Raw genomic sequence first — 22,050 nt, forward strand, 5'->3', positions numbered from 1 at the left:
TGTCAGTATTGTAACAAAACTTGAGCAAACGCTCATCTATCTGATCCCCACTTTTTCCTTCCTGGGGATTAATTAGTCGTTAGTAGTACTTTCTGACAACAAACAAATGTAGAATTCGGTTTTGTTTATGAATTTACTAGTTAAGGTAGGTAACAAGGAACGCTTAACTGTACTGAGTTGCGTTCACAAATTAAATAGGAATCTTATAACAACTCATGGTTTCTAACTGACTATGGCGAACAAACAAACTTGGATAATTTGGGGATTAGGTGCTTGCTGCTTGAGTGCGCCAGTACTTGCTGCTGTGGAATCTCCTTTTGGCACTAATGGTATTGATGCTCTAAGACTACACCAACTCCCATATAATTTAATCGGCCGCAAGATTGCTATTGGTCAGGTAGAGATTGGGCGTCCAGGTAGGTTTGGGTTGGATAAAGCCGTCTCTAAAAATCGCTCAGTATCTATAGCAGGAGCATTCCTACGCAATGAACTTGCAAAGTCAAATAGCGGTGTTGACCCCCACGCCTACAATGTCGCTAGTATGATGGTCAGTACAGATAAAGCATTTCCTGGAGTAGCTCCAGGAGCACGATTGTACTCATCTGCTGTGGGTTATGGAAAAAGCTTAGGTCAACCACAAGAGTGCTTGTCAGCACAGCACGTAGCACTACAAAATGGGGGAGACATCCGCGCAATTAACTTTAGCTTTGGCGAACCTTTAAACCGTGACCCACGACCTCAGGCTGTTTTAGATGGCAACGCCTTACTCACCTTATGTATTGACTGGTCTAGTCGCATCCACAATAGTCTTTACATAATTGCAGGCAATCAGGGAAAGGGCGGCATTCCGATACCTACAGATAATTATAACGGACTCAACGTAGCTTTTTCATCCCGTCGAGGAGGGATTTATAATAAAGTTGATGTTTCTAATTTGGCGGCTGTTGATGAAGGACTAGTGACGCGGCTTGCTGGAAAAGAGATGAATCTTGGTCCACGTCGTGCTATTGGTATAGTTGCTCCAGGGAATAACATCGGCTTGCGAAATGCAGATGGGAAAAAGAATAAAGTCACGGGGACAAGCTTTGCAGCGCCTCAGGTGACTGCTACAGTTGCTCTGTTGCAGGAGTTTGGTGATAAACAACTGCGCACAAAACAACCCAACTGGAGTATAGAATCTCGCAGACATGAAGTGATGAAAGCAGTACTGCTCAACTCAGCTGATAAAATTCAAGACAGTGGCGACGGTTTGCGCTTAGGAATGACGCGGACGCTCATCGATAAACAAAATAAAGACTGGTTGGCAACTGAAGCATATAAAGACCCAAAAATTCCTTTAGATTCCCAAATGGGAACTGGTCATTTGAACGCGTTTCGCGCTTACCAACAATTTAGCGCTGGTGAATGGAATCCAACGCAAAGTGTACCAGTTCTTGGTTGGGACTATCGCACAGTCAATGCAGAAGCATCTGTAGAATATAAGTTAGCAAAACCCTTAAGGCAGGGGAGTTTTGTTTCTATCACCTTAACTTGGGATAGGTTAGTAGAGCTAAACGACAGGAATAAAAACGGTCAGTTTGACGCAGGAGAATATTTTCGCGATCGCGCCTTAAACAACCTCGACCTTTATCTGGTCAAAGCTGATGATAAAAATGGAAATGCTGACGCTGTCTGTTCCTCAATCAGTGAAGTTGACAGTGTTGAACATATTTTTTGCCCTGTTCCCGCAACAGGTCAGTACAAAATCCGTGTTCAATTTCGCAAGAAAGTTAACGAAGCAACTCAGGCTTACGCTTTAGCTTGGTGGAGTGTACCCGTCAGGTAGGAAATTGGGCCACAAACAGTGGTCAAAAATCAAAGCTAAGAACTAATACTTATTGACTAATTAGCAAAATTCGTAATCAGGAAAAAACCTCAAACTGTACAATCACTGTTGCCAAAACTGTAACGGGTCAGATATTACCTCACACCAGATGCGATAGTCAAAATAAAGACTCTGGCGACAATGGTGGTAAAATGAAGCATAAATTTAGCAATGCTGGGGAAAATTTCTTACAAAGACGTTATGGAGTTCGTTTAGGCAGACGTTACGTTTTGGCGGCTGCGAGCGTTGTCCTAATGGGTGTTATAGGATGCTCTCAAGTTAATAGTAGCACGAGTGCATTTGCCCAGTCGGGTTCACCTCGCTCAGAATCTCCAGTATCGAAGCCAGCATTAAATCCTGATAGTAAACTTATTACAGCCAACACAAAGTTTGGCTTCAAACTGTTTTCAGAAGTCTTGAAAAACGATAGTGGCAAAAACATTTTTGTTTCACCTTCTAGTGTGGCGATCGCCCTTGCCATGACCTACAATGGCGCGAGTGGCAGCACAAAAGAAGCAATGGCTAAAGCACTGGAGTTTAAGGAGTTGAACTTAGAACAAATTAATTCCTCTAACGTGGTGTTAAAAAAACTATTAGAAAACTCAGATCCAAAGGTGCAGCTGACAATTGCTAATTCGCTTTGGGGAAATAGAAAAGCTAGCTTTCAACCAGATTTTCTGCAACGAAATAGAGATTTTTACACAGCTAAAATTGCCAGTCTTAACTTCACAGATGCGAGTTCTTTGAACGTGATTAATGACTGGGTTAATCAGAACACAAGCGGTAAAATCACTAATATCGTTGAAAAAATACAACCTGACCAAGTTCTATTTCTTATCAACGCTATCTATTTTAAAGGTAGCTGGACAAATGAATTTGATAAACAGCAAACAGCAGAATATCCTTTTTATCTCCAGTCAGGTGAACAGAAACAACACCCAATGATGTCACAATCAGGTGACTATAGATACTTTGAAAATCAACAATTTCAGGCAGTTAGCTTACCGTATGGAAAAGATGCTAAAATGAGCTTTTATATTTTCTTGCCCAAACAAAACTCTAATCTACAAAGTTTTTATCAAAACCTAAATGCAGAGAATTGGGAAAATTGGATGGCTCAGTTTAGCAAACAACAGGGGTCTATTCGCTTACCCCGTTTTAAGATGAACTATGACGTCACGCTGAAAAATCCTCTAACAGCCATAGGTATGGGTGAAGCTTTCAGCGATCAGGCAAATTTTTCCGCGATGGGTAAGGATTTAAAAATAAGCGAAGTCAAGCATAAAACTTTTGTTGAAGTCAATGAGGAAGGTACAGAAGCTGCTGCTGCTACTTCTGTGCAAATGGTGCCATTATCAGCGCTCTTGCCACCAAAAGAGCCATTCCAAATGATTGTTGAGCGTCCCTTCTTCTGTGCGATTCGGGATAATCAAACAGGAAGCATATTGTTTATGGGTTCCATTGTGGAGCCACAGTCTTAGAAGGATTTGCCCCAGGATGATTTGTTTGAGCAGTTGAAGGCGATACTTCAACTGAAACGGGTGCAGCTACCTCAGTAGAATGAGCCTTTGAATCTGCAGTTATACTATCCCCTGCAGTCTCATCATTTTTCGTATTGCTAGATTCTGAACTTCCTTGAGGAAGTACTTCTACATTACTGCCACTAGATACAGAAGAGTAAGGACGTATAGCGCTTAAAACTGTTTTGAGTACAACAGCGCTGGGTACCGCTACGATCACACCCAAAAGTCCACCAATTCTTGCGCCTGTCAAAACTGAAATAAGCACCCAAACAGGGTTTAAACCTGTAAAACTCCCTAAAATTCTCGGAGCAATAAAGTTTTCCAGAATTTGCTGAACAATAAGTGCAGCAGCCAATACCCTTGTGCCCATCCAAAAGTCTTGTAGTGCCACTATCAAAGTCGTTAGAGCAATACCTACAGAACCACCAAATGGTACAAGTGCCATGATACCAATGGTCAAACCAAATAGTAAGCCAAATGGAACTTTCAGCCACAAAAAGATGGGAATCAGGGCTGATGCCATACAGGTGGATGAAATTAACTGACTAATGAAAAAGTTTTGAAAGCTCAGGCGTACTGTATCTGAAAAAGCCTCACGGAATTTAACAGGTAGCCAATATACTAAACTTTCCCACAGTTCATCTCCGTGCTGTAGGAGATAAAAAGTTAATACCATTGTCAAGATAAAGTCAAGCAGGCTGGTGACTGTAACAACAGCCAAATTTAAAACTTGTCCAGCGATCGCCTGCAATTGTCCCTTGACACGGTCGTTAATTTGTGAAACTAAAGCATCAAGGTTGACGGGTAAACCAAAGCTGTCTGCTTTCTCGTTCAGCATCATCAACTGCGATCGCCCAGAATCTATTAACTCTGGTATACGCGCCACCAGTTGCTGAGCCTGAGTCAGAGCAAGCGGGACAAGGGTGACACCCAACGCCAGTAAAACTGACAAAGCGAGTAGAAAGACTAAAATAGCAACCTGCTCTCGCCTAGCACCTTGGCGCTGCATCCAGCTAACTGGGTAGTTTAGCAGAAATGCTAGCACTGACGCCCCGACTAAAATAACAATTAGGGAGTGAAAGTAATGAAAAATTGCGCTAATCGCCCAACCATTAAGCACTAGCAGTGGAGCGAATAGAGTTATTGTCAAGAATCGTGCTACGGGTGTAAGTGTTTCCCACCAGTTTAAGAGCTTGCGTGTCTGCATCTGCCAATTGTTGGATACAACTAAATAAAATTCTTCTATCAACCTTATTATCTCTGACTACACCATTATGATTCATCCCTCTTATTTCGGATTGCACTCAGCAATCATCAAAATTCTTGAATCATCTGACAATTCTCACCATTCTCAAGACTCCCCCACCTCTGGTGGACAGGTGGTTATCTACCTGATTCCGGTCACAGACTTTTTATCCTCACTATGGACACTCTACCATCATCAGCAAAGCCGGGAACAAGTTCGAGTTACTTATCTGTCAATCACTTTAGTATTTTCCTGGCTTTTGGGTTACTTTTTACTAGCAACTGGGGCGGCAACTTCAAAGTTTTTAATATTGCATCTACAAATCGTTCCTAACTTTCTCACATCTGGGTAGTTTTTGATTAATATCTGGTTAATTGTTCCTTTAGTTAAGAGCAGATTAAAGCGATAGCCACGCCCATGAGTCGTTTTGTCGAAACAGCGCTTGACAAATATCTGTCAGAATTCTTTAGTCATCAAAAGACTTAACAGTGTTTTTACTTAATTTACTAAAAAATATGCATTTTATTATTAACAGGTCTAGTCAAATCTCTTTTGAGATTGTCATACTTCAAATAAAACCTCTCCGGATTTCTGAAAAAATAGGAGAATTACTCCAATAAGTGTTGTGGAGCATACTGAAGTGTAAAATTTATCATTGTTAATCTAAGAGTTAGCTATCATGGGTTAATTTGTCTGTTTCCATAGCAACAGATTCTCCAGATTTTATTCAGATAAGTGTGAGGAGTAGCGTGACTATTCAAAGAACTTCGGCGCAAGACGACTATTCTACAGATACTAGCAACTCAAGTGATAAAAATGCCAACACTGACAAATCTGGACGTTGGCTGTGGTTTTGGGTTGCTATGAGCGGGATTGCAATGGTATCAGCAACAGCAGGAGCACTGTTAGCAGTTTCTTTAACAGGTACTCCTTTAATGCAAGCTTCTTTAAGCCCAGATGAAGCAGCGGTGTTTGATAGCGATCGCATTGCTGGAGATGGACTGAAATTTTCACAATTAACTCGCCCCGTGAATATTTTAATCATGGGGATGAGCGTACTTCCCCCTGATGTGCGAAATCCTCCTGCTCAAACCAAAAATCTGAGATATCTGCCCCAAGTCAACTCTTTTGATGGTCTTGCTGACGTTATGCTCTTGACCAAATTTGATCCAGAGCACAAAAAAGTGATGATGCTTTCTATTCCCAGAGATACTCGGACACAAATAGATGGGCATGGTATAAAAAAAATTAATTCCGCAAATGTGATTGGTGGACCAGCTTTAACCGCCAAAACTGTGAGTAGCTTGTTAGATGATGTAGGAATTGACCGCTATATGCGGATTAACGTGTTGGGAGTTGCTAAGCTTATTGATGCTTTGGGTGGAGTTACAGTCTACGTACCTAAGGATATGAAATATCAAGATGACTCTCAGCACTTATACATCAATTTAAAGAAAGGAAAACAGCATCTCAATGGCGATCAGGCACTGCAACTTTTGCGCTTCCGACATGATGAAAATGGCGACATTGGTCGGATTCAGCGGCAGCAAATGGTGATGCGAGCACTGATGGATCAATCTGTCAACCCAGCAACCGTAGCTCAATTGCCTAAAGTTCTTAACGTCGTCAAAGAACACATTGATACTAACTTGACACTTGAGGAGCTATTAGCACTAGTTGGTTTTGGGGTAAGAACAAATCGCTCCAATATGCAAATGTTAATGCTACCTGGCCAGTTCGGCCAACAAAAAGGGGGCTACTGGATGCCAGATAGGCAGCGCATTCATAGCATGATGGCTCAGTACTTTGATGTGCAACAAACAGATTCTGTATCTGGTGTAGTAAATCCAAGATCTTTGCGAGTCGCAATTCAAAACAGCACGGGTAACGATAAAGCTAATCTCCAAACATTGATAAAAGCTTTGCAAAAACTTGGCTATACCAACGTTTATGTAGCCAAAAGCTGGGGTGAACCTCTAGAAGAAACTCATATTGTTGCCCAACAAGGAGATGGTAACACGGCCGAATCAATTCGCAACACTTTAGGGTTTGGAGAAGTGCGGGTAGAAAGCACCGGTAATCTTGGTTCTGATATTAGTATCCAAGTGGGTAAGGACTGGTTGCGGCAAACACAAATCAATCAGAACCCTGTTGAACCATAGCTGGAACTAGATAAATTAACACTTCCCCATCTGCATGAATTTGGCTTTGTTCATTTATGCAGAAAATTCAGGGCTTTTGATGTTATCGTGTTAGCTTGAAAATCCAATCCTGTATAATTGGATTTACCACCTCAGGAACTTCATCCTGAGGACAATGTCCAACGCCTTCTAGAGGAAAAAACTTCTGCACTTGCGCAAAATTGGCTAACTCTCTACCTAACTCGACAGGTTCCCACGGATCTACAGTTCCCCACAACATAATCGCGGGACACGACAGTTGAGGTAAAAGATCTTCTGGTAATGGACCTGAGGAATAAGAGGTAAAGGCAAGGAAAACAGCTACAGCCCCCGGATCGCGGGCGGGTGTTGTCAGTATATCTACTAACTCCTCTGTAACTGCTTGTGAATCAGCATAAGCTTGCAAGAGAATTTTCCGCACTGTTTTGGGTTTGGCGACTTGATTGAAAAAGAAGTCACCAATTAATTTGACAGATAGTACACGTTGGAGTATTGGCGCTCCAAAACGGCGATGCCACGGTAAAGTTGCCCGCTTACGATCATGCAACAGTCGTAAGGAACAGTTAAGTAACGCAACTCCCAAGGCGACTTCACTGTAACTCACCGCCGCTTGCATCACCACAATACAGCCGATGGAGTTAGCAACGAAATAAGCTGGCTCACCCACGACCTCACGGCAAAAATCTGCGACTTGCTGTCCCCAAGTTTCAATTGTGTAAGCTATTTTTTCATTTGGCTTTGGTTTAGCGGAAGCACCAAAGCCAATCAAATCAATGGCATAGACACGACAGTGTTCTGCCAGCACAGGGATATTTTTCCGCCAGTGCCACCAAGAAGCACCAAAGCCATGCACGAGGATAACAGCAGGTCCAGTGGTTCCTTGGGTTTGGTAGGAAATGGGAAAACCTTGCCAAATCCACGTTTTTGTTGAAGTAAATGCTGGAGTGGAAGCAGAGGTGGTCATGACAGATGAATAATTAGTACAAGGAGTAAAGATGCACCCGCAGACTACAGGTACGACTGTTTTTATTGTTGCAGTACTTAACAATGATTAGCCCAAGGTGTTAAGCGTTGGGCATGAGAAATATGGTTATAATTCTGCCGATACGCATCAAGGACAAACAAGATGATAACTTTTGACGCTCCCACGGCTACCATATTTTCGCTGAGTGCCTTTGGCACACGCTGCGCGAACGCTCCAATATGGCTCTTCGGGTTCGGCACTTTGCCAATTTCCTGCGGAAACGCTCCGCTAACGACGGGAACCCTCCCCACTCATAGGCTAGAGTTTCCCGACTTGAAGGAAGTGGTGTCCAAAACGGCAAGTGCCTCACATAAAGCCGTAGGATTCTGGTATCTAGTCCCCAATCCCCGTGGATTGAGTTTTCATCCAGTTTGGGGCTGCGCCAAGCAGCCCATTCTCTGAATCAGACATAGCCATTGCAGCTATGTCCCTCTTTAGATCCAAAGAACAAGCAAAACCATCCCACTGCGCTATATTTTTAGCAGCGTTAAGGTCTGCATTATGGTAGTGTCCATGCGGACAATTGAAGTGGTGGCGTTCCCTAATACCCAGAGTTCCACAAGTTGAACAAGACTTTGATGTGTATGGTGCTGGACGCTTAACTAACTTCAACCCTAACATTGCCAACTTGTAGTCTAACTTCATCTCCAGCGAGTAGAATGACCACGAGTGACGAGATTGGGCAGAGTCACCACGCTGTTTTTTAGATTGCTTCATGGTCTTGCGACATCCCTCTAAGTCCTCAACCACCACGTCGGCATTTAAGTACTCAGCAAAACGCACTATCCGACGCGAAACAGTATGGTCTACTGCGTCCATCCAACGACGTTCTTTTTTGTCCCACTTTTTAAGTGCTCGAAATTTCTTAGCCTCTTGTAGTTGCTTACGCCGTTTCTGAAAATAACGACGACGATGCATAACTTTTTTGCCACTAAAAAACTTACCAAATCCATTTTTGGGAGCCACCACCGCAAGGTTGTTCTGTCCTCTATCACAGCCAATCGTGTTAGTTGCATCAACTTGAGGAACTTCCTCGGTCACACAAACATAGACATACCATTTGTTCCGATGCTTAATAATCTTGGCGCTACCTGTTTCAATCGTGCCGTTAAGAATTCCTTCCAAAACTGGTTGCCAGTGCGATGATGCAACTTCAACAGGAACACGCTTTGTTCCTTTGATGGTTGGGAAGCTAACGCTGTATGTAGTTCCCACTTTGTGCAAGACCCAGTTCTGATTATTTACTTCTGGCGGGAATCGCTTGAAAGATTTTGCCTTCTTCCCAGCGTCAGATGTGGTGTGTCGAATAACCTGATTAGACAGCGCGGACATGAGACGAGTTTGAACTTTGGAGGTTGTTAACTTTCGTCTTTCTGGAAGAGGAAGAGTCAACAACCAGTTAGCCAAATCTGTTGCTTCAACAGTCATTTCTTCAAACAACTGCTGCTTTGCTTTATTTAATTGCAGAAACTTTAGCTTAATTGTTCGCGTTACTCGTTTCAAGTCCACTCACCTCCTTGATATGTTGTATTTTACCCATATGGGTAAGACAATAGATCAAGTTAAGAAAAAGTTCTTGTTAGGAAATGACCAGGACTAAAGTCCCTACGCATTCATGAGCGAAAATGCGGTGTCGCATTGGGCAAAGACTCGGAGCCAGTCCTTTGAAGGGCGAGAAGGCTAGACCATCTCCCAGGCAGTGGGTAGTAAACTTTGCCCAATTATCTGTTTATTGCAAGGTCAAGAAATTCATCCCAAAGAGACTGAATGAATTTATACTTATTTAGTAATGAAAAACTAGAGACAGAATGCCACTGTATTGCTATCTTAAATTGGAGGTAATAACAAATTTTTGATCAAGCGCGTAACTTCATGGGAACACATTACCGAAGGGTTTTACTTAAAGTTAGTGGTGAAGCCCTCATGGGCAATTTGGGTTATGGAATTGATCCAGAAGTGGTCAAGGAAATAGCCGAAGAAGTAGCAGAGGTAGTGTCAACAGGCGTTCAGACTGCCATCGTCGTCGGAGGCGGAAATATTTTTCGTGGCGTCAAGGCGGCGTCGGCGGGAATGGATCGAGCAACCGCTGACTACATCGGGATGATTGCTACGGTAATGAATGCCATGACATTACAAGATTCACTAGAACGAATCGGGGTACAGACGCGGGTGCAAACCGCAATCTCTATGCAAGAAGTCGCTGAACCGTATATTCGTCGTCGTGCCATTCGTCACTTAGAAAAAGGGCGGGTGGTTATTTTTGGTGCTGGTTCTGGAAATCCCTTCTTCACCACCGATACCACCGCAGCATTAAGAGCTGCAGAAATAGAAGCTGAAGTGATTTTTAAAGCTACCAAGGTAGATGGCGTTTATGATGCTGATCCTCATATATACCCCGACGCCAAACGTTACAATACCTTGACATATGGACACGTTTTGGCAAAAGATTTACGAGTAATGGACAGTACCGCGATAGCCTTGTGTAAGGAAAACAATATCCCTATTCTTATATTTGACTTAACTGTGCGCGGTAATATCCATCGAGCAGTCATGGGAGAGTCCATCGGCACCCTTGTGGGAGGTTCTTGTGAAATTAGCTGAAGCTGAGAGTACAATGCAAAAAACCGTAGAGTCAACTCAACGGTCTTTTAATACAATTCGTACTGGTCGCGCAAACGCGAGTTTATTGGATAAGATCACCGTAGATTATTACGGTTCGCCAACGCCCTTAAAATCACTGGCAAACATTAGTACGCCAGATTCCACAACAATTCTGATTCAGCCTTACGATCGCAATACCTTAAATTTGATTGAAAAGGCAATTTCTATGTCGGATGTGGGTTTAACCCCCAGCAATGATGGTTCCCTAATTCGGCTCAACATTCCACCTTTGACGAGCGATCGCCGTAAAGAATTAGTCAAAATCGCCGCCAAGTATGCCGAAGAAGGGCGCGTTGCTATTCGCAATATCCGTCGCGATACTGTAGATACAATTCGCAAACTAGAAAAAAGCGCCGAAGTTTCTGAGGATGAGTCACGTGATCAGCAGGACAAACTGCAAAAATTGACAAACAAGTACACTGCCAAAATAGACGAGTTACTCGCAGAAAAAGAAAAAGACATCACAACTGTCTAGAAACAACTAAAGAAAATGCTCATCAGGGAGACGCGGTTATCAACACAAGGGAGACATGACGATAAAGGATACCAAGACAAAGCGACAAACCAAATACGGGGAAATTCTTCCGAAAGATTCCCCCCGTCACAGCGTCTAGTTATCTTCACGTTATCAACAGTGTCACAACGTCTCCTTTTCTTCGTGTATACGCATAAAACAGAAACCGCGTCAGCGCATCTTACAGTTTTTACAGCAGATCAACGAATTCTCATGCATGACCTCAAAACTGTTGGTTGAGGTATAAATTTGCTTTTTGGCAACTGTTATAAATAACTATTATAAATTTTTGATTACCTTATAATAGATTATACAAAACATTTTTGAAAAATTGCCAAAAGGAAAAAAAAGATAAAAAAATTACAAAAAAAATATAAATTCAGAAAAAGCTTAGCAAAAAATTTGTGGAAAGTAAAATGAATGAAATGTATTTTAGTATGTAGATAAAAAAAGAGACGAGTTACTTGTAAGCAAAAAGCAATTGATATTATCAAAAATATTGAAAACTATGTTTTTTCATAAAAAAGATAATCAGAGCAGAGCCATGATCAATAAAAGAAGAAATAATAACAGTAGTTCCATATACTAAGATTGACGTTAAACATAGTTAAGAAAAAAATTGAGGAGTCAGACAAGCACTGTACGATTTTAAAAAGCAAACTATAAAAACAGTTAAGTCTCATCAGGCTGTGTATTGACAGAGTAATAAAAAACAGGGAAGCTAACAAGTTCAGGAGCAAAGACAAAAAGCATATGTACGACTGTATTATCGTCGGTGCAGGACCAGCTGGTGGAACAGCTGCATATCATTTAGCTAAGCGGGGACGCTCAGTCTTAGTTCTGGAAAAAGAAACTCTGCCAAGATATAAACCTTGTGGGGGTGGAGTATCGCCAGCGATCGCTCAATGGTTCGACTTTGACTTTAGCCCTGCAATTTCCATCAAAGCAACCACAATTCGCTGCACCTGGAAAATGGGCGAACCTGTAGAAGCTGAACTAGGAATTCCTGAACCAGTTTGGATGGTGAGGCGCGATGTCTTTGACCATTTCCTGATTCAACAAGCTCAAAAGCAAGGGGCCCAACTCAAAGATAATACGGAAGTCAAAGGCATTGAATTTAAAGGTGACTTTTGGCAAGTCAATACAGCAAATGGATCTGTTACAGGACGTTACTTAATTGCTGCTGATGGCGCAAAAGGACCAATGGCAAGATTGCTAGGCTTTAAAGAGCGCAAACGCCGTTTAGCAGGAGCTTTAGAAGCGGAAGCCGCAGCTAAAGTGGAGAACGGTCACATTGCTCACTTTGAATTTGGTATGGTCAAAAATGGTTATCTCTGGAACTTCCCCAAAGCGGATGGATATTCTATTGGAATTGGCACATTTGTTGGCGGTGGTGAATCCCAAGATTTCAAGAGCATTTTGAACGAGTACAGCAGCTTGTTTGGTGTAGATCTCAAAATTTGTAAGCAGTATGGACATGCTTTGTGCTTGTGGAATGGTAATCAAAAGCTGCACACAGAAAATGCCGTTTTGGCTGGGGAAGCAGCTTGTGTCGTTGATCCGTTCACCGCAGAAGGTATTCGTCCCTCAATTTTTAGCGGGATGAAAGCTGCAGTTGCCATTGACCAAGCTTTGGGTGGTGATATCAACGCTTTGGAAAAATACACAGACACCATCAACGAAGAATGGGGTAGTGATATGGCTTGGGCGCAGAAATTAGCCGGGGCGTTTTACCGTTTTTCTAATATTGGTTATAAGGTGGGTGTTAAGCGTCCATCATCTGTGCAAATTATGGGCAAACTTTTGTGTGGTGAAATGCGTTACAGCGATGTGACTGGTCGGGCGCTTAAGCGTCTTGTTCCTGGTTTTGGTGGGTAGTTAGAATGATGAGTCATTCGTTTTGAACAAATAGCTATTTAACATGGATGGCTTTATCTTTTAAATCGCATTCATCTTCATCATGATGTGTTTCAGTCGCAGAAGCGATCGCACTCGTGCCAGTAGCTCTTCATGATCAAATGGTTTGCGAATAAAATCATCTGCTCCTGCGTCCAAACCTTCGACAACCCTTGCATCATGATAGGCACTTATCAGCACTATTGGAATGTATGATATCTCTGGATTCTTACGAATGCGGCGTGTCACCTCATAGCCATCCATTTCCGGCATCATGACATCTAGTAAAATCAGGTCGGGAGGAGATTGTTCAACTTGCTTTAGAGCAGTTACTCCATCTGTTACTAATTCAACTTCATACCCTTGACTCTCAAAAATTGTTTCAAGCAAGATGAGATTGTCAGGATTATCATCAACGGCAAGAATACGCTTAACACCTGTATACAATTCTGAAGAGGACAAGTTAGTTGACAACTGAGTTATAGGGCTAACTTCTTCAACAGAACTGGCTATTTGTTCAGGAATCGGCAGGTTTACTCCAGCAATATGTAACTGAGGCTCTTGGTTTGCTAGTAAACCTGTAATCTTGGCTATGACGTATTTAAGTCGTCGCAGAAGCGATCGCACTCGTGCCAGTAGCTCCTCATGATCAAATGGTTTGCGAATAAAATCATCTGCTCCTGCGTCCAAACCTTCGACAACCCTTGCATCATGATAGGCAGTTATCAGCACTATTGGAATGTATGATATCTCTGGATTCTTGCGAATGCGGCGTGTCACCTCATAGCCATCCATTTCCGGCATCATGACATCTAGTAAAATCAGGTCGGGAGGAGATTGTTCAACTTGCTTTAGAGCAGTTACTCCATCTGTTACTAATTCAACTTCATACCCTTGACTCTCAAAAATTGTTTCAAGCAAGATGAGATTGTCAGGATTATCATCAACGGCAAGAATACGCTTAACACCTGTATACAATTCTGAAGAGGACAAGTTAGTTGACAACTGAGTTATAGGGCTAACTTCTTCAACAGAACTGGCTATTTGTTCAGGAATCGGCAGGTTTACTCCAGCAATATGTAACTGAGGCTCTTGGTTTGCTAGTAAACCTGTAATCTTGGCTATGACGTATTTAAGTCGTCGCAGAAGCGATCGCACTCGTGCCAGTAGCTCCTCATGATCAAATGGTTTGCGAATAAAATCATCTGCTCCTGCGTCCAAACCTTCGACAACCCTTGCATCATGATAGGCAGTTATCAGCACTATTGGAATGTATGATATCTCTGGATTCTTGCGAATGCGGCGTGTCACCTCATAGCCATCCATTTCCGGCATCATGACATCTAGTAAAATCAGGTCGGGAGGAGATTGTTCAACTTGCTTTAGAGCAGTTACTCCATCCGTTACTAACTCAACTTCATACCCTTCACTCTCAAAAATTGTTTCAAGCAAGATGAGATTGTCAGGATTATCATCTACGGCAAGAATACGCTTAACACCTGTATGCAATGGCTCTTGGTTTGCTAGTAAACCTGTAATCTTGGCTGTTGCACCTTCGTGGTTTCCACGGATGAAATTCGCCATGCCACGAGAATAAATTAGTAGTGGTTGAAATTCTGCTAACGACTCTGCAAAAGTTTCTACTAGGGAAGTCATGCGAATCCACTCGGCTTTTTCCTCCAATTTCAACTTTGAAAGAGTAGATGCTATCTCCCGCGCCACTTCATTAGGTTTTGTATAAGCTAACGCCGTCCACCTCTGAACCTGATCAAAATCTCGCATATGCGGATCGTGACTATCAAGCTGCTGCTGCACATAGGCAAGTAAAAAATCAGATAACTCATTTATCCGCTTTTCACCAAAGCGAGAATTCTCCTTCAACTCCTTCAGCAGCGCATTTCGCACTACCGTATCCATTTCATAAAGTTCATGCCCCACTTCATCACAAAGGCTAGAAAGCAGCAAATCCGCCACCGCCATCCAAGGGATGTTCAGCGCTTCACCGTTGATATCGCGCTGGAAATTAGCCCACATCCGGTAGAGTAAATCTGGTGTGAGGGCTAATGGAAAAGCCGCATGGTAAGCCAGATAAAGGTGTGCTTCTCCAAAACGTTCCCCAAAAGTTTTAATACGGCGAGTAGCTACTTCTGGTTTCATGTGCTTTTCTAAACTGAAGTTTTCGACAAAGAACCTTGGAAAGGTTGCAAGAAAATTCCTAAAATCTTATCAACTTCCTTAATGTAATATTCAATAGAATCGATACAGACAATATTTTGTTCTAAAGTCAAGAACTTCCAGTTGGTTCCAGTTGTAACGACTCCATAGATAACTTCAACATCATTTCCTGCTCTTTGATTAAAAATCTGAGCAGCAAGCATTGTGGCAGCGCATTGCCCTAGCCCTGCAATAATATTCTCATTTTTTGCCTCAACCACTGTGACTACTGGAGCACTGATAAAGTACTGCTCACCAGACGCACTCAGGATAAAGTCACAAAAGCCTGAGAGTCCTTGCGCTGGTTCAACATTAAACTCCGTGCCAGAAAATAAGCTAATTCGATAATCCTGCTGTCGTCTGACTTCAGACAGGATGGGAGCAATAAGGAACTCGGAACGGGCTTTTTCACTGTTGATAGCTGTTGCTAAAGGTAAGTTTTCATCTAGCAAGCGTGTCAGCAAGTCAGATGGCTGCACTCCTAGTACATTCCGAAACAAATTGCGAGTTTCGTCCAGAGTTAAGCTCAATGTATTTTTAGCTTTAGCAAGAGTAAAATCACTGTATGGCATGTGCATTTTTAGTCAGTTTCAACTGACATCTGTCTCTAAAAGTCTACTTTCATTCTTTTACTGTGGGCGATTTCTCAACTAGCTTCCTCACCCGCCCAGAACTGAAGTTCACAGGCTTTTAGCTCAAGTCCATTAAAATGGACTGAAAATTTTGGTAAGTAAGCGTTTAGTCCTCTTAAGAGGACTTAGGCTATAAGCCAGGGGTTTCTAACCCTTGGCGGACGAGTCTTGCAAGCTGGTGCAACATATCAGTTGAAACTGACTTTAGCTGTGAACTCAAACTTTATACTCAAACTTTAGTCCAAGGCTGTTACTAAAACAGCCCATATTCTAATTGTGCATAGCTTCCCCGCCCCCGCAACACATCAATTGCCCCATCCAAGCCCTGACGGCTAAACTCAAACATTGGCACCAAACGGGCGATTTCACCTGCTGTTGTCCCAAACCAACGTTCTTTTGCCATTGGGTTGAGCCATGCAACATAACGCACACGTTGTTTAAGCTGGTCGAGAAATTTTTGGGTCAATTCCAGGCGTTCTATGCTAAAGCCGCCCCGTGCTGCCCCTGCATCACTAAAAATTAATACAGTGGAACGTTCTGGGCGTAGCTGAGCCAAAACATCTGCCACAGATTCAGCTTTCTCGCGTGCCGAGTCTTGGTAAAGATACCGAGTAGGACAATTGTGAAAGTAGTAAGTACCAGCCCCTCCTAAGCGTCCTCCCCGCTGGGCAGTTTCCGCCAACCGCTGAGATAGGGCGTGAAACGGTACCATTGATCCCTTGTGATCAATCAGCAACAGCAACTCAGTTCGATTTACCCGACGGGGAAGCAAAACAGGCTCTAGCAACACCCCTTGCTGTACAACTCGCTCGATAGTTGCTTCCACATCTAATTCTGTAGGCAAACCTTCCCGCACAAAACGCCTGAGATGTCGCCAGCTTTGTTTCATCTGCCGTCGAGTGACTGGGAAATACTCATCTGTTTGTGTGAAGCGATTAACAGTAATATCCTCATCTCGTTGAGTAGTAATCTGTACCGCCTCTGCGACTTTAATTTCATCTTCTACCTGCATTAATTCCGATGAGACAGGTACGGAAGCTGGAGTAGTTGTGTCAAGTTCAGACGTGGGGGCAGTATCCGAATCAACAGTGGTTGAGTCTGGTACAACTGGTTTTTCAGGAGATGAAACTGGGGCAGTACTGGTTGATTTGGCGAATAGCTGCTGAAAGTGGTAGTTAAACAGGTGTTCCTCATCCTGAGATTTCACCCACAAGGTACGGCACAGCTCCGCCAAAGCCTCATGGTCAGCCGTGCCAAAGCCTTCTTGTAACGCACGCAAAATAAGATGGTACTCATTAATACCTAAAGGTAAGCCAGCTTCTCGCAGCCGAGTGAAGAGGTCAAGTAGTGGTAGTTCTGCCTGGAGAGTTTCCATGTTCATATTCTTGATGACGATGGCGCGGAGGAGTCGTCCTCTTGAGGCGATAAACCCTGTTCTCCATATCGCCGATAATCATCCCAACTCTTGAGCAACACCCCCGGATACAACAGTTCCGTCTTTAACTTGGCAAGGATTTCGTCATCTTCATGATGCCGCAGAATCCGCACCCAGTCCATCAGTTCGCTGGTGCTTACCTTTTTGCCAGCCTCACCCTTATCCCGCCGCATCTCTTCCCGCAGTTCAACAAAGCGGTCAATAATTGTGTCTACTACTTTTAAAGGTGAAACTGGGAAGTGTGCTTTGACAATCTCAATTAACTGCTGACGCTCCGGAAATTTGACATAGTGAAATAAACAACGGCGCAGAAAGGCATCTGGTAAGTCTTTCTCATCGTTACTGGTAATAAAGACAATAGGCGTCACCTTCGCTTGAATTTTCTTAATGGAACTAGTCTGTTTTACTTCTGCCACCTCAAACCGTTTCTCATCAAGTTCCAGCAGCAAGTCATTGGGAAAGTCAATATCAGCCTTATCAATTTCATCAATCAGCACCACTGTGCGCAAGTCACTGCGAAAAGCACGCCCTAACGGTCCCCACTCTACGTAAGCATCCACATTTTTCGCCCGGACTGCGGCTTCATCATCAATTCCCGACGCAGCAAGTTGAGCATCCCGCAACCTTCCAACCGCATCATAGGTGTACAGCCCATCTCGTGCCCGACTGGTAGATTTGACGTACCAAGCTTCATACGGCAAACCCAGTTCGTAAGCCACCGCACGAGCTAATTTTGTCTTACCACACCCTGGTTCTCCTTTCAGCAATAAGGGTCGTTCAAGGGTTATAGCCAAATTAACTGCTTCTACCAACTTTTCACTCGGCAGGTAGGGATACAGCAATTGCCCCGTCTGCGGGTCTTGTTCTTCTGGCTTGGGCTGCACCTTGCCTGTGTATTTCAGCCGCTTTCCGTCTAAAGCTCTAGCCACCTAACTTCTTCCTCCTGCCACTTACAGTCACACAAATCAAAAATTTCGGCAAACACACGCTCTGGAACCCCTTCACTCTTTTCCAAAATGACCTGAACTGTATAGTCAATTTTTTTAGTGACCTTGGTTGGCAATGCATCAATTGCATTTTCCATCCAATTAGTTAATACTCGCTCAGATAGAGGATCTATGATTGGTAACCTAATAGGGATACAGGGTTCCCAAACCTGATCGAGCTGGTTTGCAAATTGGATTTTCCAGTTGCTGACACAACCCTCATGATCAACTAAAAACATGAGGAGAAAAAACTCGTTAGTTGGGTAGATTGTCTGTTGAACTGAGTTTACCAACGGTAGCCAGAAGTCGCGCATCAGTTCATGTAGATAGTCTTCGTCAATGCAGTCAAAGTCATGAAAAACCAGGATGACGTGCTGGGTTTGCAACTGAGCGATCGCATTCTTAGCAATCTCCTCATGGGATGAAAAGTTTTGTACTCCCATTTGACGCCCCAGTTCTCGCCACAAAGCAGCAATATCTGTTCTCAAAGCCCTACGGCGGAGGTGAAACTGGATTGGCACAGTTATGGTACTGTCTGGAATTGCGTGTAACAAGCGCTTCAGCAGAAAGATTTGACCGTATTCCGGTGAGCCATGAACCAAAAAAGCTCCTATTCGTTTTTCTTCAATAAATTCTCGGAACAGCCGCACCTCCTTGACATAATTTAGGCGAAACAGTTCGCTATGTATTCGCTCATTGTCTAAAGACCTTTCAATAGTTGAAATCTGCTTATGGAGGCGATCGCGTTCCACCTCAAACCGCTCAATTTCTTTTTCTAGCTGAAAAGCCACTGAAGCACCAGCTTGGATAGCACAATCAGTTCGCAAGCGCTTTATTTTCAGGCATAGCAGTTCGTACTGTTGCTGAAGTTCTTTCCGTCTTTGCTGTAAGTGCCGAACTGAGGACATTAATATAAAATATTAGACTTTATACACAATATTTTTACTTGTTATAGTTTTGACAAACGACATCTTTAACTTAGCTCCAGCCTTCTAAAATTACTGCAACGCCTGTTCCATCTCATCCAACTCATCACCAAGACGCGCTAGTTGAGCCTCTTCATCCAAAAGCTGCTTTTCTAATTGAAACTTAACAGCCGTACCAGTCTCAATAGCCAAAGCATCCCGCATTCGCTTCACCTTTTCACTACGGAGATCCCATTCTGCCTGTAGTGTGTCTTGTTTCTGCGCTAATCGTCGCTTTTGTCCAGCCCTCAAACTACTGGTAGTTGAGTTAACTTCAGCCACTGGTGTTTCCCCAGGTAAAAATTTACTTCCACCTGCGTAGTAGCAAAGTGGAAAATTATCACCCAAATCAAGCACTTTGTTCACGAATGGATGCTGTGGTCCGGAAGCCCGCTTAGGTACTTGGTCGAACAAATAAATCATAACGTCAAGAATACGAGCATAGCCATCTTTATTCACGGCGGCTTTGCCTTGTAAAGCTTCTAACAAGCAATCTGTAAAAGCACTGTATGGCTGACCGGTATAAGAATATTCATCTTCTCGCGATGAAGCGACGACAACTCGACCACTTCCTGTTCCCAGAATATCTAACAAATCAGGTGGTACAGGTGACTTGACAAAAGTTTCTCCTGCTTCTTTAAGAGCAGGAACACCTCCTGCATGACAGCAATCTAGCAAAACGACGAGCTTACGTGCTTTAATCGCCTCTATTTTTTGGGTAAACTCCAATCCTGATATGGCAGTGTCTCCACGTTGACTGGGATCATAGCCATAAGGCACTAAAAAGTATTCATTTGTACGCTTAATCCGTCCACCATGACCAGAGTAGTAAATAATGACACTCGCATCCACATTTTGGTTCACTTGTGCGATAAGCTGGTCAAAAGCCTTGAGAATATGTTGCCGAGTTGCAGAAGTCTCAGTGAGCAGGTTGACTTGGTTTGGTGGATAAGCGGCTTGATTGGGGTTAACCAAAACATCTCGTAGGGCTGTAGCATCTTTAACAGTAATGCCTAAATCAGCACCAACACCGATGAGTAATGCATAACCATTAGCAAAAGTTAGATTTGTCACGCCTTATCCTCTTGACTTATTGACAGTGCTTGGTGACTCCCTTTTGAGGGGAGTATACTAATCTACCAACTGAAGTCAAAGCATCCCAGATTTTTTTCAGCAACAATTGAGAACAAAGATACTCTCAGTTGTTTACCTTACGCTGTCACTACTGATTTTTTACGCCGAGAGCGTCAATGCACAAAATCAAAATAGCGAGAAAATAACCAAAGAACTCCTCCAGTCAGGAGTAAACAAACAACACCCGCTACACCAGCAAGGGGTTTTTTATTCTTACCTGTCACCCACTCCGAGACTTCACCTGTGTAATCAATCAGTGCGGCTGTGTCTACTGTGGCGATCGCCCATATCCATCCAGTATGCAATCCCCAAGCTAAGCCTATACTCCCCCCATCCACAAACCGTGCTAGTACCAACACCATCCCCATAAACCAGAGTCCAGGTAACTGTGGGATGGTTTCTTTTTGCTCCCAAACCAAGTGTAGCAACGCAAAAATCGAGCTAGAAATGAGCGCTGCTACCCAAACAGAACCACCCTTCTCTAGTTCAGTAAACACAAACCCACGAAAAATTAGCTCCTCAATACCACCTACAAATAACGCCACTAACAAAATAGGTAGTAAGATAGGTCGCACAAGCTTAATATTTGACCATTGAAAAGAGCACCATCCTAGCCACGATTGCCATAAAAAAACTAATGTTATACTAAATATTCCTAAAGCTAAACCTACCACCAAAGAATATAAAGTTGAAACATTTCCAATCAAGCCGTAATCTGAGAAAGGTGTATCGGTTAACCAACTAGTTACCCACAAAATCAACGGAGCTAGTAAGTAGAGAGACACTACTAAAGGTAACTTTTGTTCTGGTTGCAAAAGTTGAGAAGGTTGCCATTTGAGGACAAACGCTGTTAAAGCTGCTATGGGTAACCAGCAGGACACCCAAACAATAAAGAAAGCCATCACAACAAACAATACTGGTGCATCTTTTAAGGATGACAGTAAAAAGTTGATTGATGGCTCAGGTAACGATATGAAAGTAGGTAAAAAAACACAGTTGACTTCTTGCATAGTAGAAACATTTTATTTTGGTAAGAGAAAAGCTTTATTAATTTGGAGCAGCTTTCAAGCAGGAATAGCTAGGTTGCGCTTCTTTTCTCACTACCTCAAGTATTGCTCATCTAATCGCTCTTCTTTTTATTGACCAAACCTTTTACTAAAATGAATCATGCATCCAAGAAGTCTAATCGTTTTTTTGTTCAAAAAATTTAAAAATTTGACTTTCGCCGTAAAGACAAGTTGTCCAGCGTTTGCCTTAAACTTGCCTCTACGATCACAAAAGTTTATTCCTCCTCTTCGTCATCGTCTTCAAAATCTTCCTCGTCTTCAAGCTCTTCATCATAGACTTCTTCGTCATCATGCTGGAGTATCTTTTTATCACTATCAACTTGAATTAAGTGAATATGCTTGTAACCCAGCTTAATTTCAAACTCATCACCCGGCTTTAAACCCATTGCTTTGGTATAAGTTGCACCAATCACAATCTGACCGTTTTGATGGACACTAACCCTGTAAGTAGGTTCACGCCCACGACCATCTTTTGGTGCTTCTGGACTTAAGGGAATTCCCCTAGCCGAGAGCAAAGCATCATAAAAGTCGGTGAGATTGACACGAACTTGGTTATTTTTTGTAACGGTGTAATAACCACACTGCTTAGCTCTTTCTCGCCGTGGTAAGGTAGAAAGTTCTTTCACTTTAGCTAGCAGTGTTTTCCCAGTTAATGGTGCAGTTGCGGTTTCAGTCATTATGCTTCAAATATCCTCACTCTCTCCAAACA

At 42.9% G+C, this 22,050-nt stretch carries 18 protein-coding genes and 3 pseudogenes; 7 read left to right on the forward strand and 14 right to left on the reverse strand.

The window, feature by feature from the left end; all coding sequences use genetic code 11:
- Positions 1-232 precede the first annotated feature (232 nt).
- Positions 233-1,825, forward strand: a complete 1,593-nt coding sequence (locus DP114_RS07165; protein ID WP_169265844.1) for a S8 family serine peptidase — start codon at positions 233-235, stop codon at positions 1,823-1,825.
- A 191-nt stretch (positions 1,826-2,016) separates the two neighbouring features.
- Positions 2,017-3,345, forward strand: coding sequence for a serpin family protein (locus DP114_RS07170; protein WP_171975781.1), 1,329 nt, complete (start codon positions 2,017-2,019; stop codon positions 3,343-3,345).
- Here DP114_RS07170 and DP114_RS07175 read toward each other — a convergent pair.
- Positions 3,314-4,594, reverse strand: coding sequence for an AI-2E family transporter (locus tag DP114_RS07175; RefSeq protein ID WP_171975782.1), 1,281 nt, complete (start codon positions 4,592-4,594; stop codon positions 3,314-3,316). The two genes, DP114_RS07170 and DP114_RS07175, sit on opposite strands and share 32 nt — an antisense overlap.
- Before the next feature lie 67 nt (positions 4,595-4,661).
- Between DP114_RS07175 and DP114_RS07180 the strand changes: the two genes are divergently transcribed.
- Positions 4,662-4,985, forward strand: coding sequence for a hypothetical protein (locus tag DP114_RS07180; protein ID WP_246163082.1), 324 nt, complete (start codon positions 4,662-4,664; stop codon positions 4,983-4,985).
- Between the two features lie 397 nt (positions 4,986-5,382).
- Positions 5,383-6,795 carry an LCP family protein gene (locus DP114_RS07185; protein ID WP_171975783.1) on the forward strand — a complete coding sequence of 471 codons (1,413 nt, stop codon included), beginning with the start codon at positions 5,383-5,385 and terminating at the stop codon, positions 6,793-6,795.
- A gap of 82 nt (positions 6,796-6,877) precedes the next feature.
- Here DP114_RS07185 and DP114_RS07190 read toward each other — a convergent pair whose 3' ends face one another.
- The 3 genes from DP114_RS07190 to DP114_RS07200 form a co-directional block, all read right to left on the reverse strand.
- Positions 6,878-7,777: an alpha/beta fold hydrolase gene (locus DP114_RS07190; protein ID WP_169265841.1), complete on the reverse strand. Its 900-nt coding sequence runs from the start codon at positions 7,775-7,777 to the stop codon at positions 6,878-6,880.
- A 77-nt stretch (positions 7,778-7,854) separates the two neighbouring features.
- A complete protein-coding gene (locus DP114_RS07195) occupies positions 7,855-8,037 on the reverse strand; it encodes a hypothetical protein (RefSeq protein WP_169265840.1) in 183 nt (60 codons plus the stop codon).
- A gap of 133 nt (positions 8,038-8,170) precedes the next feature.
- Positions 8,171-9,340 carry an RNA-guided endonuclease TnpB family protein gene (locus tag DP114_RS07200; protein ID WP_169265839.1) on the reverse strand — a complete coding sequence of 390 codons (1,170 nt, stop codon included), beginning with the start codon at positions 9,338-9,340 and terminating at the stop codon, positions 8,171-8,173.
- Between the two features lie 369 nt (positions 9,341-9,709).
- Between DP114_RS07200 and pyrH the strand changes: the two genes are divergently transcribed.
- The 3 genes from pyrH to DP114_RS07215 all read left to right on the forward strand — a co-directional run bounded on the left by pyrH (position 9,710) and on the right by DP114_RS07215 (position 12,890).
- Entirely contained in the window at positions 9,710-10,438 is a 729-nt protein-coding gene (gene pyrH / locus DP114_RS07205) for a UMP kinase (RefSeq protein ID WP_171975784.1), read from the forward strand.
- The gene (gene frr / locus DP114_RS07210; protein ID WP_169265837.1) at positions 10,425-10,973 is read left to right on the forward strand and encodes a ribosome recycling factor; all 549 of its coding nucleotides are present in this window, start codon (positions 10,425-10,427) and stop codon (positions 10,971-10,973) included. Before pyrH ends, frr begins: the two co-directional genes overlap by 14 nt.
- Before the next feature lie 792 nt (positions 10,974-11,765).
- Positions 11,766-12,890, forward strand: coding sequence for a geranylgeranyl reductase family protein (locus DP114_RS07215; protein WP_172195168.1), 1,125 nt, complete (start codon positions 11,766-11,768; stop codon positions 12,888-12,890).
- 87 nt (positions 12,891-12,977) lie between these two features.
- On the opposite strand, the pseudogene DP114_RS07220 reads toward DP114_RS07215, so the two are convergent.
- The 10 genes and pseudogenes from DP114_RS07220 to DP114_RS07265 form a co-directional block, all read right to left on the reverse strand.
- Positions 12,978-13,355, reverse strand: a pseudogene (locus DP114_RS07220) (response regulator); the annotation flags it as partial.
- A 144-nt stretch (positions 13,356-13,499) separates the two neighbouring features.
- Positions 13,500-13,886, reverse strand: a pseudogene (locus DP114_RS07225) (response regulator); the annotation flags it as partial.
- A 144-nt stretch (positions 13,887-14,030) separates the two neighbouring features.
- Positions 14,031-14,417: pseudogene (locus DP114_RS07230) on the reverse strand (response regulator); the annotation flags it as partial.
- A gap of 656 nt (positions 14,418-15,073) precedes the next feature.
- A complete protein-coding gene (locus DP114_RS07235) occupies positions 15,074-15,694 on the reverse strand; it encodes a hypothetical protein (protein WP_169265852.1) in 621 nt (206 codons plus the stop codon).
- 313 nt (positions 15,695-16,007) lie between these two features.
- Positions 16,008-17,129, reverse strand: coding sequence for a hypothetical protein (locus tag DP114_RS07240; RefSeq protein WP_211178494.1), 1,122 nt, complete (start codon positions 17,127-17,129; stop codon positions 16,008-16,010).
- A gap of 2 nt (positions 17,130-17,131) precedes the next feature.
- Positions 17,132-18,118 carry an AAA family ATPase gene (locus DP114_RS07245; RefSeq protein ID WP_169265834.1) on the reverse strand — a complete coding sequence of 329 codons (987 nt, stop codon included), beginning with the start codon at positions 18,116-18,118 and terminating at the stop codon, positions 17,132-17,134.
- The gene (locus DP114_RS07250; protein ID WP_169265833.1) at positions 18,103-19,083 is read right to left on the reverse strand and encodes a hypothetical protein; all 981 of its coding nucleotides are present in this window, start codon (positions 19,081-19,083) and stop codon (positions 18,103-18,105) included. Before DP114_RS07250 ends, DP114_RS07245 begins: the two co-directional genes overlap by 16 nt.
- A gap of 90 nt (positions 19,084-19,173) precedes the next feature.
- Positions 19,174-20,214: a caspase family protein gene (locus DP114_RS07255; protein ID WP_169265832.1), complete on the reverse strand. Its 1,041-nt coding sequence runs from the start codon at positions 20,212-20,214 to the stop codon at positions 19,174-19,176.
- Between the two features lie 173 nt (positions 20,215-20,387).
- A complete protein-coding gene (locus DP114_RS07260; RefSeq protein ID WP_171975786.1) occupies positions 20,388-21,284 on the reverse strand; it encodes a CPBP family intramembrane glutamic endopeptidase in 897 nt (298 codons plus the stop codon).
- 272 nt (positions 21,285-21,556) lie between these two features.
- Positions 21,557-22,018, reverse strand: a complete 462-nt coding sequence (locus tag DP114_RS07265; protein WP_169265830.1) for an AbrB family transcriptional regulator — start codon at positions 22,016-22,018, stop codon at positions 21,557-21,559.
- Positions 22,019-22,050 lie beyond the last annotated feature (32 nt).

Origin of the sequence: Brasilonema sennae CENA114 (assembly GCF_006968745.1) — a bacterium.
In the GTDB taxonomy this organism is placed as follows: domain Bacteria; phylum Cyanobacteriota; class Cyanobacteriia; order Cyanobacteriales; family Nostocaceae; genus Brasilonema; species Brasilonema sennae.

Coding starts and splice junctions, on each gene's coding strand:
- DP114_RS07165 (WP_169265844.1), top strand. CDS start 233: ATGGCGAACAAACAAACTTGGATAATTTGGGGATTAGGTGCTTGCTGC.
- DP114_RS07170 (WP_171975781.1), top strand. CDS start 2,017: ATGAAGCATAAATTTAGCAATGCTGGGGAAAATTTCTTACAAAGACGT.
- DP114_RS07175 (WP_171975782.1), bottom strand. CDS start 4,594: ATGCAGACACGCAAGCTCTTAAACTGGTGGGAAACACTTACACCCGTA.
- DP114_RS07180 (WP_246163082.1), top strand. CDS start 4,662: ATGATTCATCCCTCTTATTTCGGATTGCACTCAGCAATCATCAAAATT.
- DP114_RS07190 (WP_169265841.1), bottom strand. CDS start 7,777: ATGACCACCTCTGCTTCCACTCCAGCATTTACTTCAACAAAAACGTGG.
- pyrH (WP_171975784.1), top strand. CDS start 9,710: ATGGGAACACATTACCGAAGGGTTTTACTTAAAGTTAGTGGTGAAGCC.
- DP114_RS07215 (WP_172195168.1), top strand. CDS start 11,766: ATGTACGACTGTATTATCGTCGGTGCAGGACCAGCTGGTGGAACAGCT.
- DP114_RS07235 (WP_169265852.1), bottom strand. CDS start 15,694: ATGCCATACAGTGATTTTACTCTTGCTAAAGCTAAAAATACATTGAGC.
- DP114_RS07240 (WP_211178494.1), bottom strand. CDS start 17,129: ATGGAAACTCTCCAGGCAGAACTACCACTACTTGACCTCTTCACTCGG.
- DP114_RS07250 (WP_169265833.1), bottom strand. CDS start 19,083: ATGTCCTCAGTTCGGCACTTACAGCAAAGACGGAAAGAACTTCAGCAA.
- DP114_RS07260 (WP_171975786.1), bottom strand. CDS start 21,284: ATGCAAGAAGTCAACTGTGTTTTTTTACCTACTTTCATATCGTTACCT.
- DP114_RS07265 (WP_169265830.1), bottom strand. CDS start 22,018: ATGACTGAAACCGCAACTGCACCATTAACTGGGAAAACACTGCTAGCT.